This is a genomic window from Pseudomonas sp. Colony2, assembly GCF_019382755.1.
GTDB lineage: Bacteria > Pseudomonadota > Gammaproteobacteria > Pseudomonadales > Pseudomonadaceae > Aquipseudomonas.
In genome coordinates this window covers 6,736,570-6,751,970 of the sequence record NZ_CP080030.1, presented here as the reverse complement: position 1 = coordinate 6,751,970, position 15,401 = coordinate 6,736,570, and the positions used below count along the sequence as shown (strand labels likewise).

At 61.9% G+C, this 15,401-nt stretch carries 19 protein-coding genes; 9 read left to right on the top strand and 10 right to left on the bottom strand.

What is annotated here, in order from left to right; translation table 11 throughout:
• Positions 1-165: 165 nt before the first annotated feature.
• The 4 genes from ftsY to rpoH all read left to right on the top strand — a co-directional run bounded on the left by ftsY (position 166) and on the right by rpoH (position 4,246).
• Positions 166-1,575: a signal recognition particle-docking protein FtsY gene (gene ftsY, locus JV201_RS27680; RefSeq protein WP_177066844.1), complete on the top strand. Its 1,410-nt coding sequence runs from the start codon at positions 166-168 to the stop codon at positions 1,573-1,575.
• Positions 1,572-2,243 (top strand): cell division ATP-binding protein FtsE, encoded by a 672-nt coding sequence (gene ftsE / locus JV201_RS27675; RefSeq protein ID WP_003213784.1) that lies wholly within the window; start codon positions 1,572-1,574, stop codon positions 2,241-2,243. Before ftsY ends, ftsE begins: the two co-directional genes overlap by 4 nt.
• A complete protein-coding gene (gene ftsX / locus JV201_RS27670) occupies positions 2,240-3,262 on the top strand; it encodes a permease-like cell division protein FtsX (protein ID WP_003213783.1) in 1,023 nt (340 codons plus the stop codon). Before ftsE ends, ftsX begins: the two co-directional genes overlap by 4 nt.
• A gap of 129 nt (positions 3,263-3,391) precedes the next feature.
• Positions 3,392-4,246 (top strand): RNA polymerase sigma factor RpoH, encoded by an 855-nt coding sequence (rpoH, locus tag JV201_RS27665; protein ID WP_003176698.1) that lies wholly within the window; start codon positions 3,392-3,394, stop codon positions 4,244-4,246.
• Between the two features lie 135 nt (positions 4,247-4,381).
• On the opposite strand, the gene mtgA is transcribed toward rpoH, so the two are convergent.
• On the bottom strand, positions 4,382-5,104 hold the full coding sequence (gene mtgA, locus JV201_RS27660) for a monofunctional biosynthetic peptidoglycan transglycosylase (RefSeq protein WP_219406263.1): 723 nt from the start codon (positions 5,102-5,104) through the stop codon (positions 4,382-4,384).
• Positions 5,105-5,178: 74 nt separating this feature from the next.
• Between mtgA and JV201_RS27655 the strand changes: the two genes are divergently transcribed.
• From JV201_RS27655 to trmB, 4 genes are all read left to right on the top strand, one after another.
• Positions 5,179-5,556, top strand: coding sequence for a DUF423 domain-containing protein (locus JV201_RS27655; protein WP_003213781.1), 378 nt, complete (start codon positions 5,179-5,181; stop codon positions 5,554-5,556).
• A 71-nt stretch (positions 5,557-5,627) separates the two neighbouring features.
• Positions 5,628-5,828 (top strand): sulfur carrier protein ThiS, encoded by a 201-nt coding sequence (gene thiS, locus JV201_RS27650; protein ID WP_008434168.1) that lies wholly within the window; start codon positions 5,628-5,630, stop codon positions 5,826-5,828.
• A 65-nt stretch (positions 5,829-5,893) separates the two neighbouring features.
• Positions 5,894-6,688, top strand: coding sequence for a thiazole synthase (locus tag JV201_RS27645; protein ID WP_102370101.1), 795 nt, complete (start codon positions 5,894-5,896; stop codon positions 6,686-6,688).
• Positions 6,689-6,697: 9 nt separating this feature from the next.
• Positions 6,698-7,423: a tRNA (guanosine(46)-N7)-methyltransferase TrmB gene (gene trmB / locus JV201_RS27640; protein ID WP_003213778.1), complete on the top strand. Its 726-nt coding sequence runs from the start codon at positions 6,698-6,700 to the stop codon at positions 7,421-7,423.
• Positions 7,424-7,566: 143 nt separating this feature from the next.
• Here the strand turns inward: trmB and JV201_RS27635 are convergent, their stop codons facing one another.
• The 9 genes from JV201_RS27635 to JV201_RS27595 all read right to left on the bottom strand — a co-directional run bounded on the left by JV201_RS27635 (position 7,567) and on the right by JV201_RS27595 (position 14,305).
• Positions 7,567-7,890, bottom strand: a complete 324-nt coding sequence (locus JV201_RS27635; RefSeq protein ID WP_003213776.1) for a DUF3392 domain-containing protein — start codon at positions 7,888-7,890, stop codon at positions 7,567-7,569.
• 19 nt (positions 7,891-7,909) lie between these two features.
• Positions 7,910-9,112, bottom strand: coding sequence for a radical SAM family heme chaperone HemW (hemW, locus tag JV201_RS27630; protein WP_008434163.1), 1,203 nt, complete (start codon positions 9,110-9,112; stop codon positions 7,910-7,912).
• Positions 9,109-9,705: an RdgB/HAM1 family non-canonical purine NTP pyrophosphatase gene (gene rdgB / locus JV201_RS27625; protein WP_008434161.1), complete on the bottom strand. Its 597-nt coding sequence runs from the start codon at positions 9,703-9,705 to the stop codon at positions 9,109-9,111. The genes hemW and rdgB overlap by 4 nt, the downstream gene beginning before the upstream one ends.
• Entirely contained in the window at positions 9,702-10,136 is a 435-nt protein-coding gene (locus tag JV201_RS27620; RefSeq protein ID WP_003213770.1) for a DUF4426 domain-containing protein, read from the bottom strand. Before JV201_RS27620 ends, rdgB begins: the two co-directional genes overlap by 4 nt.
• A 21-nt stretch (positions 10,137-10,157) precedes the next feature.
• Positions 10,158-10,778 carry a methionine biosynthesis protein MetW gene (metW, locus tag JV201_RS27615; protein ID WP_003213768.1) on the bottom strand — a complete coding sequence of 207 codons (621 nt, stop codon included), beginning with the start codon at positions 10,776-10,778 and terminating at the stop codon, positions 10,158-10,160.
• Between the two features lie 7 nt (positions 10,779-10,785).
• Positions 10,786-11,925: a homoserine O-acetyltransferase gene (locus tag JV201_RS27610; protein WP_219406262.1), complete on the bottom strand. Its 1,140-nt coding sequence runs from the start codon at positions 11,923-11,925 to the stop codon at positions 10,786-10,788.
• A 230-nt stretch (positions 11,926-12,155) separates the two neighbouring features.
• Positions 12,156-12,743: a YggT family protein gene (locus JV201_RS27605; RefSeq protein WP_003213764.1), complete on the bottom strand. Its 588-nt coding sequence runs from the start codon at positions 12,741-12,743 to the stop codon at positions 12,156-12,158.
• Positions 12,744-12,767: 24 nt separating this feature from the next.
• Positions 12,768-13,586 (bottom strand): pyrroline-5-carboxylate reductase, encoded by an 819-nt coding sequence (proC, locus tag JV201_RS27600; protein ID WP_008434156.1) that lies wholly within the window; start codon positions 13,584-13,586, stop codon positions 12,768-12,770.
• Positions 13,587-13,618: 32 nt separating this feature from the next.
• On the bottom strand, positions 13,619-14,305 hold the full coding sequence (locus JV201_RS27595; RefSeq protein WP_008434154.1) for a YggS family pyridoxal phosphate-dependent enzyme: 687 nt from the start codon (positions 14,303-14,305) through the stop codon (positions 13,619-13,621).
• Positions 14,306-14,362: 57 nt separating this feature from the next.
• Between JV201_RS27595 and JV201_RS27590 the strand changes: the two genes are divergently transcribed.
• Positions 14,363-15,397 carry a type IV pilus twitching motility protein PilT gene (locus JV201_RS27590; RefSeq protein WP_008434153.1) on the top strand — a complete coding sequence of 345 codons (1,035 nt, stop codon included), beginning with the start codon at positions 14,363-14,365 and terminating at the stop codon, positions 15,395-15,397.
• Positions 15,398-15,401: the final 4 nt, after the last annotated feature.

Sequence of the window (15,401 nt, the reverse complement as noted above, 5' to 3'; positions counted from 1 at the left end):
TGGTCCGACCTAGGGACGGCCACTATGGCTGTCTTGTTAAGGCTCTATTTAGGCCTTACAAAATGTTGCGCATGAACGAGCTGGCTAAAAAACAGTCTGTTACGCATCGAATTTTATTTACCGGCACGCCCCCTGGCGCGTCGCTACCTTGAGATAGCCGTCTCCATGTTTGGTTCCAACGACGACAAGAAGACCCCAGCTGCGGCTGGCGAGAAAAAAGGCCTGTTCGGATGGCTGCGCAAAAAGCCGCAGGAAACCGTCGTCGAACAGCCGCAGGTTCAAGCTGAACCGATCCCCGAATCCATAGTAGAAGCCGAACCGGTTGCCGAAACACCGGCCCCGGTGGTGTTGCCGATGGCCGAGCCGGTGTTGCAGCCGGTGGTTGAGCCAGAACCTGCGCCAGAGCCAGAGCACAAGCCATGGCTGGTGTTGCCGGTGGCAGAAGAGCCTGTAGCACTGGTTGAAGACGAGCTGGCCGAGCATGTGGCTCCGCCGATTCCGGCCCTCGTGGAGCCTGCGCCCGTTGTGGTCCAAGCGCCGCCAGTGGTTGAGGTGCTTGCACCGGTGGTCGCCAAACCTGTTCCGGTCGCCGTCGCCGCGCCAGCAGTCATCGAAGAGCCTGCTGTTCCTGCCGAAACCGGCAAGACCGGTTTCTTTGCCCGCCTCAAGCAAGGCCTGAGCAAGACCAGCGCCAGCATCGGCGAAGGCATGGCCAGCCTGTTCCTCGGCAAAAAGACCATCGATGACGAGCTGCTGGAGGACATCGAAACCCGCCTGCTGACCGCCGACGTGGGCGTCGAAGCCACCGCCGTGATCATCCAGAGCCTGACCCAGAAGGTCGCGCGCAAGCAGCTGACCGACGCCGATGCGCTCTACAAGTCGCTGCAGGCCGAGCTGGCCAACATGCTCAAGCCGGTGGAAGCGCCGCTGATCATCAATACGCAGAAAAAGCCGTTTGTGATCCTGGTGGTTGGCGTCAACGGCGCCGGCAAGACCACCACCATCGGCAAGCTGGCGAAGAAGCTGCAACTGGAAGGCAAGAAAGTCATGCTCGCCGCCGGTGACACCTTCCGTGCCGCCGCCGTGGAGCAATTGCAGGTCTGGGGCGAGCGCAACAAGATCCCGGTCATCGCCCAGCACACCGGTGCCGATTCGGCTTCGGTGATCTTCGATGCGGTGCAGGCCGCCAAAGCGCGCAACATTGATGTGCTGATCGCCGATACCGCCGGTCGCTTGCACACCAAAGACAACCTGATGGAAGAGCTGAAGAAAGTTCGCCGCGTGATCGGCAAGCTCGACGCCGACGCGCCCCACGAGGTGTTGCTGGTGCTGGACGCCGGTACCGGCCAGAACGCCATCAGCCAGGCCAAACAATTCCACCAGACGGTCCAGCTGACCGGCCTGGCATTGACTAAGCTCGACGGCACGGCCAAGGGCGGTGTGATCTTCGCCCTGGCGAAGCAGTTCGGGTTGCCGATTCGTTACATCGGCGTCGGTGAAGGCATCGACGACCTGCGCACTTTTGAAGCCGAACCCTTTGTACAGGCACTGTTTGCCGAGCGGGAGCGTTCATGATTCGTTTCGAACAGGTCGGTAAACGCTACGCCAACGGGCATGTCGGCTTGCATGAGCTGAGTTTCCGGGTGCGTCGCGGCGAATTCTTGTTTGTGACCGGCCATTCGGGTGCCGGTAAAAGTACCTTGTTGCGCCTGCTGCTGGCCATGGAACGCCCAACCACCGGCAAACTGCTGCTGGCGGGCCAGGACCTGGCAACCATCAGCAACGCACAGATTCCATTCCTGCGTCGCCAGATCGGCGTGGTGTTCCAGAACCACCAGTTGCTGTTCGATCGCACGGTGTTCAACAACATCGCCTTGCCGTTGCAGATTCTCGGTCTGTCCAAGGCCGAAATCGTCAAGCGCGTTGATTCGGCCCTGGAGCGCGTGGCGCTGTCGGACAAGACCGACCTGTACCCAGGCGACCTGTCCACCGGCCAGCAACAGCGCGTCGGCATCGCCCGCGCCATCGTCCATCGCCCGGCCTTGCTGCTGGCGGACGAACCCACCGGTAACCTCGACCCGCGCCTGGCCGCAGAAATCATGGGCGTGTTCGAAGACATCAACCGCCTGGGCACCAGCGTGCTGATCGCCAGTCACGACCTGGCGCTGATCGCCCGCATGCGCCACCGCATGCTGACCCTGCAACGCGGCCGCCTGATCGGTGACGGGGAGGCTGGGGTATGAGTGCAACACGCAGCCCGAAGGTTTCCGAGCGCGTCGCGCCAAAGGCGGCCGACCCGCAGCCACAGAAGAAAAAGCGCGACGAAGACGATGGCCCGGATTTCGGCACCCTGGTGCATGCCTGGATCGAAAGCCACCGTGCCAGCCTGGTAGACAGCCTGCGCCGCCTCGGCAAGCAGCCGATCGGCAGCTTTTTTACCTGCCTGGTCATGGCCGTGGCCTTGAGCCTGCCCATGGGCTTGTCATTGCTGCTGAACAATGTCGAGCGCCTTGGCGGTTCGTGGCAGCGGGCGGCGCAGATTTCCCTGTACCTGAACCTGGATGCCAGCGCCCAGGACGGTGAGTCCCTGCGCGACCAGATCAAGGGCATTCCGGGTGTGGCCGAGGCTGAGTACATCAGCCGCGATCAAGCCCTGGAAGAGTTCCAGCAACAGTCCGGCCTGGGCGAGGCGCTCAAGGAGTTGCCGCAAAACCCGCTGCCGGGCGTGGTGCTGGTCACCCCGAACGAGGTCGACAAGACCACCCTGGAAGCCCTGCGACAAAAACTCGCAGAGCTGCCGAAGGTCCAACAGGCACAACTTGATCTAGTCTGGGTAGAGCGGTTGGCCGCGATTCTCAAGCTGGGCGACCGGTTTGTGTTCGGCCTGACGGTGTTGCTGGTGTCTGCATTACTTTTGGTGATAGGCAATACCATTCGTCTTCATATTGAAAACCGCCGCACCGAGATAGAAGTGATTAAACTCGTCGGCGGCACGGACAGCTATGTGCGTCGGCCTTTTCTGTACATGGGCGCGCTGTATGGCTTCGGTGCGGGAATTTTGTCCTGGGGCGTACTGGCTTTTGGCCTGAACTGGCTGAACGACGCGGTGGTGGGGCTTGCCGGTTTGTACGGCAGCGATTTTGCCCTGGCCGGCGTGCCGGCAGCCGATGGTCTGTCATTGTTGCTTGGGGCAGTGCTCTTGGGGTATATCGGTGCTTGGATTGCGGTCGCACGGCATTTACGTGAGCTGGCACCGAAGTAGTTAATGTCAGGGTAATGTGGTTTCGTTTGTATTGACCGTATCAGTGGTTTAGGGAACTTGTCCTACGGTTCCCGGTCAATTTTCGCAGTGCTGAACTGCACGAGTTATGTGAGTCGGAGGTTTTTTCGTATGACCACTTCTTTGCAACCTGCTTATGCTCTGGTCCCGGGTGCGAACCTGGAGGCCTATGTGCACACGGTCAACAGCATTCCATTGCTGACGCCCGAGCAGGAGCGTGAACTGGCCGAGAGTCTCTACTATGAGCAGGATTTGGGGGCGGCTCGGCAGATGGTGCTCGCCCACCTGCGTTTTGTCGTACATATCGCCCGTAGCTATAGCGGCTACGGCCTGGCCCAGGCTGACCTGATTCAGGAAGGCAACGTTGGCCTGATGAAAGCCGTGAAGCGCTTCAACCCGGAAATGGGTGTGCGCCTGGTGTCGTTTGCTGTGCACTGGATCAAGGCGGAAATTCACGAATTCATCCTGCGCAACTGGCGCATCGTAAAAGTCGCGACCACCAAGGCCCAGCGCAAACTGTTCTTCAACCTGCGCAGCCAGAAGAAACGCCTGGCGTGGCTGAACAACGAAGAAGTGCATCGCGTGGCCGAAAGCCTCGGCGTAGAGCCACGTGAAGTGCGCGAGATGGAAAGTCGCCTGACCGGCCATGATATGGCCTTCGACCCGGCCGCCGAAGCGGACGACGACAGCGCCTTCCAATCGCCGGCCAACTACCTGGAAGACCACCGGTACGACCCGGCGCGTCAGCTGGAAGATGCCGACTGGAGCGACAACTCCAATCACAACCTGCACGAAGCGCTGGAAGTGCTGGACGACCGCAGCCGTGACATTCTCTACCAGCGCTGGTTGGCAGAAGAAAAAGCCACGCTGCACGACCTGGCGCAGAAGTACAACGTGTCGGCCGAGCGGATTCGTCAGCTCGAGAAGAGTGCGATGAACAAGCTGAAACTGTCGATCGCCGCCTGACACAGGTAGCTAGGACAGCGCGATCGAAATGTGGGAGCGGGCTTGCTCGCGAAAGCGGTGGATCAGTCACCTAAGGTATTGACTGGCACACCGCTTTCGCGAGCAAGCCCGCTCCCACTTTTGTTTTGTGGGGTGTCAGTCAGCCCAAGGCGCCTTGCGCGAGTTGTTCAGCTCATTCAAATAGCTGTCGCCACCCAACTGACTCATCTGCTGCCGAATCCACGCCGCCCGTCGCGCGACATACGACGTTGGATGGCTGGCACTCCACACCCGCGGGTTAGGCAACACCGCCGCCAGGTAGCTGGCCTGCTGGCGGGTCAGCGCCTTGGCGCTCACCCCAAAGTGATGCCGCGCCGCCGCTTCGGCGCCGAACACGCCTTCATCCCACTCCACGCTGTTGAGGTACACCTCAAGAATTCGCTGCTTGGGCCAGAGAATCTCGATCAGCCCGGTAAACCAGGCTTCCAGGCCCTTGCGGAAATAGCTGCGGCCGGTCCATAAAAACAGGTTCTTCGATACCTGCTGGCTCAAGGTGCTGGCGCCACGAATCGAACCGCCGCGCTCGTTATGCTGCAATGCCGCCTGGATCGCGCCGAAATCAAAACCCCAATGTTGCGGGAAGCGCTGGTCTTCGCCGGCCATCACCGCCACTTTAAGTTCGTCGGAGATCTGATCCCACGGCACCCACGTGCGCTGTGCGTCAATCGGCTCGCCGTCGACCCAGGACTCGACCTTGCGCTCAACCATCAGCGCAGTGCCCGGTGGTGGCACGAAACGGAACAGCAGCACCAGCAGCACGCTGCCGATGGCAAACCACTTGATGGCTTTGAGAAAACGCTTGAAGAGGAGACGCAGCATAGAGATGGCTTGGCCGAACCCGTTGAGCGGGCCATTATACAGACCCTGCCCCCTGAGTCTGACTGGAGTTCCTCATGTTGCGTGGCTTTCTGATGCTGGCTGCCTTTTTCGGTTTCACCGGCGTCGCCCTGGGCGCGTTTGCCGCCCACGGCCTGAAAAACCGCCTGAGCGCCGAGTACCTGGCGATTTTCCACACCGGCGTGACCTACCAGTTGGTGCACACCCTGGCGCTGTTCGGCGTGGCACTGTTGGCGGCGCACATCCCGGGCAGGCTGGTGACGTGGGCGGGGGTGTCCTTTGCCGTGGGCATCCTGCTGTTCTCCGGCAGCCTGTATGTGCTGACCATGACCGGCATCAGCAAGCTCGGCATCATCACCCCGTTTGGTGGCCTGGCGTTCCTGCTGGGCTGGTTCTTCCTCGGTTTGGCGGCGTGGCGTCTACAGGCTGCCTGACCAAGGGGCTTGGGCCAGCAACGTCAATCACGCTAGAATGCTGGCCCCTAAAAACGATGGCGGCCCGTGGCATGCGCATTCAGTTGAACGGCGAACCCTTTGAACTGCCCGACGGTGAAACCGTTGCGGCCCTGCTGACCCGTCTGGACTTGACCGGACGCCGCGTCGCAGTGGAGCTCAACCAGGATATCGTCCCGCGTAGCCAGCACGTCGAGACCGCGCTCACCGAGGGTGACCAGGTCGAAGTGGTCCACGCCATCGGCGGCGGCTAGCCGTCCGGCGCTCCAGGGCGCCAACCCGCATTCTGCAGAACCTCACCCCAACTCGAGGATTTCCCATGAGCATCGTTCGTAGCGACAAGCCTTTCGTCCTGGCCGGTCGTACCTTCCAGTCGCGTCTGCTGGTCGGCACCGGCAAGTACCGCGACATGGAAGAAACCCGCCTGGCCATCGAAGCCTCGGGCGCCGAGATCGTTACTTTCGCCGTGCGCCGCACCAACCTCGGCCAGATCGAGGGCGAGCCGAACCTGCTCGAAGTGCTGTCGCCGGATCGCTACACCTTCCTGCCGAACACCGCCGGTTGCTACGACGCCATCGAAGCCGTGCGCACCTGCCGCCTGGCCCGTGAGCTGCTCGACGGCCACAACCTGGTGAAGCTGGAAGTGCTGGCCGACCAGAAAACCCTGTTCCCCAACGTGATCGAAACCCTCAAGGCCGCCGAGACCCTGGTCAAGGAAGGCTTCGACGTGATGGTCTACACCAGCGACGACCCGATCATCGCCCGCCAACTGGCCGAAATCGGCTGCATCGCGGTGATGCCGCTGGCCGGTCTGATCGGTTCCGGCCTGGGTATCTGCAATCCGTACAACCTGCAGATCATCCTTGAAGAAGCCAAGATCCCGGTGCTGGTGGATGCGGGCGTGGGCACTGCCTCCGACGCCACCATCGCCATGGAACTGGGTTGCGATGCGGTGCTGATGAACTCGGCCATCGCCCATGCCCAGCAGCCGGTCCTGATGGCTGAAGCCATGAACCACGCAATTGTCGCCGGCCGCCTGGCGTACCTCGCCGGGCGCATGCCGAAAAAACTTTACGCCAGCGCCTCCTCGCCGCTGGATGGTCTGATCAAGTAAGAGCCATTGATGACTGAATCAAACGAAACGCCGAACACCCTGGAAGAAGGCGACGAGTCCAAGCACCGCCGCATCAAGAGTTTTGTGATGCGCGCCGGTCGCATGACCGAGGGCCAGCAAAAGGGCCTGGAGCAGGGCACGCCGCTGTTCGTCCTGCCGCTGGCAGACGCGCCGGTGGATTACGACCAGGTGTTTGGCCGCTCGGCACCACGCTCCCTGGAGATTGGCTTCGGCATGGGCCATTCCCTGCTGGAAATGGCCGCGGCTTCGCCGGAGCAGGATTTTATCGGGGTTGAAGTACACCGTCCGGGTGTTGGCGCGCTGCTGAACGGCGTGCTGACTCAGGGCCTGACCAACCTGCGGGTCTACGACTGCGACGCGATCGAAGTGCTCAACCGCTGCATCGCCGACAACAGCCTCGACCGCCTGATGCTGTTCTTCCCGGACCCATGGCACAAGAGCCGCCACCACAAGCGCCGCATCGTCCAGGCTTCCTTCGCGGAACTGGTGCGCAGCAAGCTGAAAGTGGGCGGCATCCTGCACATGGCCACCGACTGGGAACCGTATGCCGAGTACATGCTGGAAGTAATGAACGTCGCCCCTGGCTACCGCAACCTGGCGGAAGACGGCAAATGCGTCCCGCGCCCGGCCGAGCGGCCGATCACCAAGTTCGAACGTCGCGGCGAGCGACTCGGGCATGGGGTTTGGGATTTGAAGTTCGAGAAAGTGGACTGATAAGTCCCAGGCTTGAAATGCAGTAAAAAATGTGGGAGCGGGCTTGCTCGCGAATGCGGTAGATCAGTCGACATTTACGCTGACTGACACACCGCATTCGCGAGCAAGCCCGCTCCCACATTTGTTTTGTGCCGCGCTTAAGGTCAGCGGCGATCCGCCACCACCCCAATCAACACCAGCACCACCAACAACACCGGCGCCAGGCTGTAGTTGTTGAACTGGCTCAGCCCGCGAACAATCCACGGCGTGGCATAGATCAGCGCAGCACCGCTGCCGATCATGCACACCAGCGCCATCAGCGGCACGCGCAGCGCACCCGCGATGCTGCCCAGCCGTGCTTCGACCCAGCCCTTGATGTCGGCGCCAAACAGCACCAGCAGGCAACCTACCAACGCCAGGGAGATTTCCGACAGGTTGCTACGGCTCCAGCGGGATACGGTGGCGAGCAGGTCGAGTACCAGATCCATTTGATTTCCTTAAGAGCAATCAGCTCAAAAACTTCTGCAGCAGGTCATTGAGAAAGAGTTGCCCGCGGTCGGTGGCCGCCAGGCGTGACGGTTCGACCTGCATTAAGCCACTTTGTTCTGCCTCACGACGGGCCTCATCGAGACTCGCCAGCTCAAGGCCGGTGCGCTCGGCATAAAGCCTGGCTTCGACGCCGTCGGTGAGGCGCAGGGCGTTCATCAGGAACTCGAACGGTAACTCTTCGTTGGTCAGTTCTTTCGCGCCGGCCTGGTAGTTTTTCGCCGGGTTGAGGTAGTCCTTCGGCGCCCGGGTTTTCCAGGTGCGCACGATGCGCCCGTCCGGATGGCTGAGCTTGCCGTGGGCGCCGGCACCGATGCCGATAAAGTCGCCAAAGCTCCAGTAATTCAGGTTATGCCGCGCCGGCCGTCCCGGTTGGGCGTAGGCCGAGACTTCGTACTGGGCGTAACCGTGTTCGGCGAGCAGCGCCTGGCCGGCTTCCTGGATGTCCCACAGGGTGTCGTCTTCCGGCAGCACGGGCGGCTGGTTCCAGAACACGGTGTTGGGTTCCAGGGTCAGTTGATACCAGGACAGATGCGTGGGCTTGAGGGCAATGGCCTGGCGCAGGTCGCCCAGGGCGTCCTCCAGGGACTGATCGGGCAAACCGTGCATCAAGTCCAGGTTGAAGTTGTCGAACCCGGCCTGGCGCGCCATGCCGGCGGCACGCACGGCTTCGTCACCGTTGTGGATGCGGCCCAGGGCTTCGAGTTTTTCCTGCTGGAAACTCTGGATGCCAATCGACAGCCGATTGATCCCCAGCTTGCGGTACGCCACGAACTTCTCTTGCTCGAAGGTACCGGGGTTGGCTTCCAGGGTGATCTCGATATCGCCGGCAAACGGGATGCGCGCTTCCACGCCCTTGAGCAACCGGCCCAGGGCAGCGGCGCTGAACAGGCTTGGGGTGCCGCCGCCGAAAAAGATCGAACTCAGCTCACGGCCGTACACCGCGTGCAGGTCCTGATCGAGGTCGGCCAGCAACGCGTCGACGTACTCTTCCTCCGGCAGCACCTTGCTGGCGGTGTGGGAGTTGAAGTCGCAATAGGGGCATTTGCGCACGCACCACGGGATGTGGATATACAGCGCCAGGGGCGGCAGGTGAGGCAGGGCCGCCCGAGGTGTTTGCGCGCCACCGAGAATCAGTGGCTGCGCGGAGGTGTTCTGGGTCATTTCAGGCCCAGACGCTGGCGCAGCAAATCCATTGCGCGGGCGCGGTGGCTGATCTGGTTCTTGTCGGCCGGGCTCAATTCGGCGCTGGAGACATTGCGCTCCGGCACCCAGAACAACGGGTCGTAGCCAAACCCGTGCTCGCCGCTGGCCGCATGCAGGATGCGACCGTGCCACAAGCCTTCGCAGAGGATCGGCAATGGATCATCGGCGTGACGCACCAGGGCCAGCACGCAGACGAACTGCGCGCCGCGCATCGCGTCGGGCACGTCCTTGAGGGCGTCCAGCAGCTTGGCGTTGTTGGCCGCATCGCCTTTACCGTCGGCGTAACGTGCCGAGTAGATGCCAGGCGCGCCGCCCAGGAAGTCCACGGCCAGGCCCGAATCGTCAGCCAGTGCCGGCAGGCCGGAAATACGCGCGGCGTTGCGGGCCTTGAGGATGGCGTTCTCGACAAACGACAGGCCGGTCTCTTCCGGCTCTACCTGGCTGAACTCGCCAATCGAGCGCAGTTGCACCGAGTCGCCGAGCATGGCCTGGAGTTCTTTGAGCTTGCCGGCGTTATGGCTGGCCAGTACGAGTTGAGTAAGGTTCATCATTGCGCCGGAAACAGTTCCTGGTTGAAACTGAAACCGTGGGCTTTGCCACCGGTTTCAACGTTGATGGTGAAAATCTTGGTTTCCTGCTGCGGCACCGGGTACTGGGCGACGTAAAGCGTAGAACCTTTCTGGGTAATTTTCTTGAACGTCAGCATCTCGCTCTTGCCGCCCAGATCCTTGATTGTGCCGGTAACGGTGGCGTCTATCGATTCGACGCCCTTGTTTACGAACACATTGATCATGCCCAGCTCTTTGCTGCGTACGATCCCGGCTTCCTGAGCCATTTCCGGCGTCAGGAAGCTGGTGGTCAGGGTGTTGTAGTGCACCGTGATATCGCCGAATTCTTTCTGACGATTACCATCGATAACATCCGCCGCCATAGCGCTGACGCTCAGGCACGCGGTGAGTAGAAAAACAGCCAGGCGACTCATGATCGTCCTCCTTGAAAATGGTTAGACGGCAATCTGGTGGTCCGTCAGGCCCGGGCTGCTGACCCGGTAGATCCCGATCTCACCCAGCAGGTTGGGCCATAGCTTACTCGCCCAGCCGTGACGATGCTGTTGATCGACGGCAAGGCGGTTGATGACTTTGGCTTCGCGCTCGCCACACAGCGCTTCGAAGTCTTCAAAGGTGCAGAAGTGGATGTTGGGCGTGTTGTACCAGGTGTACGGCAGGAAGTCCGACACCGGCATGCGGCCCTTGGTGGCCAGGTACCAGCGGCAACGCCAGTGGCCGAAATTGGGGAAGGTGATAATGCACTGGCGGCCGACCCGCAACATTTCGTCGAGGATCCGGTCCGGGTAGTGCACGGCTTGCAGCGCCTGGGTCATGACCACGATGTCGAAGCTGTTGCTGGCAAAGTTGCCGAGGCCCTTGTCCAGGTCCTGCTCGATCACGTTGATGCCCTTGGCCACGCACTGGGCGATGTTGTCCGGGTCGTTTTCCAGGCCATAGCCGGTGACTTGCTTGTTGTCGCGCAGCCAGCTCAGCAGTTCGCCATCGCCGCAACCCAAGTCGAGCACGCGGCTGCCGGCGGGGATCCAGTCTTGGATGATTTCCAGGTCGGCTCTCATGGCGTTCTCACAGTGCTATTCGGTTCATGTAATTGCTAAAAGCCTGCAAGTAACGCGGGATCGGGATCAGGAAGGCGTCGTGGCCTTGCGGTGCGTCGATCTCCAGGTAGCAGACGTCTTTCTTGGCGGCCATCAGCGCATCCACCAATTCCCGCGAGCGGGCCGGGGAGAAGCGCCAGTCGGTGGTGAACGACATCACGCAGAACTTGGCGGTGGCCGCCTCGAAGGTGCGCGCCAGGTCATCGTCGAAATTCGCCGCCGGGTCGAAGTAGTCCAGGGCCTTGGTCATCAGCAGGTAGGTGTTGGCGTCGAAACGCCCGGAAAACTCCTCGCCCTGATAACGCAGGTAGCTCTCGACCTGGAATTCGACGCTGTGGAAGTCGTAGTTGAGCTTCTCGCTCTTGAGGCCACGGCCGAATTTCTCGCCCATGGAGTCATCCGACAGGTAGGTGATGTGCCCGACCATGCGCGCGAGCATCAGCCCGCGCTTGGGGATCACGCCCGCTTCCTGGAACGAACCGCCGTGGAACTCGGGGTCGGTCAGGATCGCCTGGCGCGCCACTTCGTTGAAGGCGATGTTCTGCGCCGACAGCTTGGGGGCCGAGGCGATGGCCAGGCAATGGCGCACGCGGTCCGGGTAGGTGATGGTCCATTGCAGGGCCTGCATGCCGCCCAGGCTGCCGCCGATCACGGCGGCCCATTGGGCGATGCCCAGTAGGTCGGCCAGGCGCGCCTGGCTGTGCACCCAGTCTTCCACGGTCAGCACCGGGAAATCGGCGCCAAACGGCTTGCCGGTTTCCGGGTTGAGGCTGCTGGGGCCGGTGGAGCCGTTGCAGCCGCCGAGGTTGTTCAGGCTGACCACGAAGAACTTGTTGGTGTCGATGGGCTTGCCGGGGCCGATGCAGCTGTCCCACCAGCCGGGCTTGCGCTCGTCCATGCTGTGGAAGCCCGCAGCGTGGTGGTGGCCGGACAGGGCGTGGCAGATCAGCACGGCGTTGCTGGCCGTAGCGTTCAGTTGGCCGTAGGTTTCATAGATCAGGTCGTAGGCGGGCAGCGAACGGCCGCAGGCCAGGGCCAGCGGTTCGCTGAAGTGCGCCACTTGGGGCACGACCAGTCCAACAGAATCGGGGGGGAAGGCAGTTGGCATCGACCCTGCTCTCGTTTAAATGAGGCGTAAGTCTAAAGACCGCTGCACCCAGCGGCAAGCAAAGGCCTGCGGCTGGTGTTTTTAAGGCTTTTTGTGGCGAGGAAGCTTGCTCCCGCTGGAGCGCGAAGCGGTCCCGGTCCGGTTGCCGCGATTTTGCATATGCAACGCGGTCGGCCGTTTTGGGGCTGCTGCGCAGCCCAGCGGGAGCAAGCTCCCTCGCCACATTGTCGTCAGATCAGACCGAACAGTTCTTTGGGCATGAATGCATAGAACGCCAAACGTGGAATCACCCAGCTTTGCAGCAACTGGATCGCGATAAACGCGAAGATCGGCGAGATGTCCAGGCCACCCAGGTTAGGTACCAGGCGACGGAACGGTGCCAGCACCGGCTCAGTGATCTGTGCCACCAGTTCGGCACCCGGGCTGCGGCTGCCCGGAGCGACCCAGGACAGGATCACGCTGATGATCATCGACCAGAAAATGATCTTCAGGAACAGCGAGAAGATCCCGATCAAGGCCCACGGCAGCAACAGCAGCGTGGTGGCCTGATAGCCATTGAGCAGCAGGATGACCGCGAACAGCAGGATCTGCAGCAGCAGCGCCAATACCAGCGACGACATGTCCAGGCCGAACAGGCTCGGGATCACCCGGCGCAGAGGCTTGAGCAGCGGCTGCGTGGCCTTTACCACGAACTGGCACAGCGGGTTGTAGAAGTTCGCCCGCACCAGTTGCAGGATAAAACGCATCAGCACGATCAGCAGGTACAGGCTGCCCAGGGTCTGGATGATGAAAATGGCAGCGTCATTGATTCCGAGCATGTTTGATTCCTATGTGGGGGACGACTATTTGCCCAGCTGCTCGGCCATTTCGGCCGAACGATGTGCTGCGGCACCCAGTGCTTTTTCCACCAGGGCTTCAAAGCCCCCGGCCTGGAATGATTCGATTGCCGCCTGGGTCGTGCCGCCCGGCGAGGTCACGCGACGGCGCAACTCGGCCGCGTCGACATCGCTGGTCACGGCCATCTGCGCGGCGCCCAGTGCGGTCTGCTCGGCCAGTTGCTCGGCGACTTCCTGCGGCAGGCCGAGTTTCACGCCAGCGGCGGTCATGGCCTCGATCAGCAGGAAGAAATACGCCGGGCCACTGCCGGAGACGGCGGTGACGGCGTCCAGTTGCTGCTCTTGTTCCAGCCACACGGCGAGACCTACGGCGGACAGCAGCTCTTGTGCCTGGTCGCGCTGTTGGGCAGTGACTTCGGATGTGGCGTACAAGCCGCTCACGCCCTTGCGCAGCAGCGCCGGGGTGTTGGGCATGCAACGCACAATCGGCTGGGCGCCGAGCCAGTGGGTCATGCTGGCGCAAGTGATGCCGGCGGCGATGGACACCACCAGTTGATGGGGCTTGAGGCTTGGGCGCAGGCTTTCGCACACGGCTTTCATGGCTTGTGGCTTGACCGCCAGCACTACCACGTCCACGCCTTCAATCGCTTCTGCGTTGTCGGCGAAGGTGTCGATGCCGTGCTCGGCGCTGACGCGGGAGCGGGTGTCGGCGCCCGGGTCGCTGGCGCGAATCTGTTGTGCTTCCAGGCCCTTGGCCCGCAGGCCGCCGATCAGGCTGGCCGCCATGTTGCCGGCGCCGATAAAGGCAATACGCGTGTTGCTCATGACAGGTCCTTACTCAGATGGAAGTCAGCCATTCACGGCTGGCCATAGTCGCGGGCACCAAACAGGGCGGTACCGATCCGCACCCAGGTGGCCCCTTGGGCGATGGCCGACTCAAGGTCATGGCTCATGCCCATGGAAAGTGTGTCGAGCCCCAGGTCGAGGCTCGCTTGCAGGTCGCGCACGGTGGCGAAGGCTGCGTCTTGCTCTGCACGGTCGTCGGTCGGCTCGGGAATCGCCATCAGGCCGCGCAGCTTCAGGCGCGGCAGGGCGCTGATGGCTTCGGCCAGGGCGGGCAGGTCGGCGGGTGTACAGCCGGACTTGCTGGCTTCGCCACTGACGTTGACCTGGATGCAGATATTCAGCGGCGGCAGGTCAGCCGGGCGTTGTTCGGACAGGCGTTGTGCGATTTTCAGGCGGTCCACGGAATGCACCCAGGCGAAATTCTCGGCGATCGCACGAGTCTTGTTCGATTGAATGGGGCCGATGAAGTGCCAACTCAAGGGCAGGTCGGTTAATTCGGCCTGTTTGCCCAGGGCTTCCTGCAGATAGTTCTCGCCAAAGTCACGCATCCCGGCGGCATAGGCTTCGCGCACGGCCTGTGCGGGTTTGGTCTTGCTCACGGCCAGCAGGTGCACGCTGCCTGCGTCGCGCTGCGCGGCCTCGGCGGCTGCCCGGATCCGCTCGGAAACCAGGCCGATGTTGTCTGCTATGGTCGACATTCAAGTTGCGCCCGTGGATATGGAGTCCGCGGCATTCTACTGGAAATGGAAAGCCCTATGGATATCACTGAACTGCTGGCCGCCGGCGTACGCCTGCGGGCCTCGGACCTGCATCTGTCGGCGGGGCTGGCGCCGATGCTGCGAGTGGATGGCGAGGTCTGGCCACTCGATTGGCCTGTACTTGCGCCGGTGCAAGTGGCGGCGTTGCTCAGCCCTTTGCTGAACAATCACCAGCAAAAGGATTTCGAAACATCTCTTGAAACGGATTTTGCCTTCGAGTTGCCCGAGGTGGCGCGGTTTCGGGTGAATGTGTTCCAGCAGCACCGGGGCATGGGCGCGGTGTTTCGTACCATCCCCTCAACGGTGCAGAGCCTGGAACACCTGGGGTTGGGCGAGGTGTTCCGGCGCATCGCAGACTTGCCCCGGGGGCTGGTGCTGGTCACCGGGCCGACCGGTTCCGGCAAGTCCACCACCCTGGCAGCGATGATCGACTACCTCAACACCCATCGTCGCCAGCACATCCTCACCCTTGAAGACCCGATCGAGTTTATCCACCAACCGAAAAATGCCCTGATCAACCAGCGACAGGTGCATCGCGATACCCACAGCTTCTCGGCGGCCCTGCGTTCGGCATTGCGGGAGGACCCGGATGTGATCCTGGTGGGCGAATTGCGGGACCTGGAAACCATTCGGCTCGCACTGACGGCGGCGGAAACCGGGCACCTGGTGTTTGGCACGTTGCACACCACGTCGGCGGCTAAAACCGTGGACCGGGTGGTGGATGTGTTTCCGGCGGGGGAAAAGACCATGGTCCGCTCGATGCTCTCGGAGTCATTGCAGGCGGTGGTGTCCCAGGTGCTGGTGAAGAAGGTCGGCGGCGGGCGGGTGGCGGCTCACGAAATCATGCTCGGCACACCGGCGATTCGTAATTTGATCCGCGAGGACAAGGTGGCGCAGATGTATTCGGCGATTCAGACCGGCGGGGCGTTGGGGATGACGACGCTGGACATGAGTTTGAAGGCGTTGGTCAGCCAGGGGCTGATCAGCCGGGAACATGCCCGGGAGAAGGCGAGGGTGCCCGGGGATATTTAAGGTC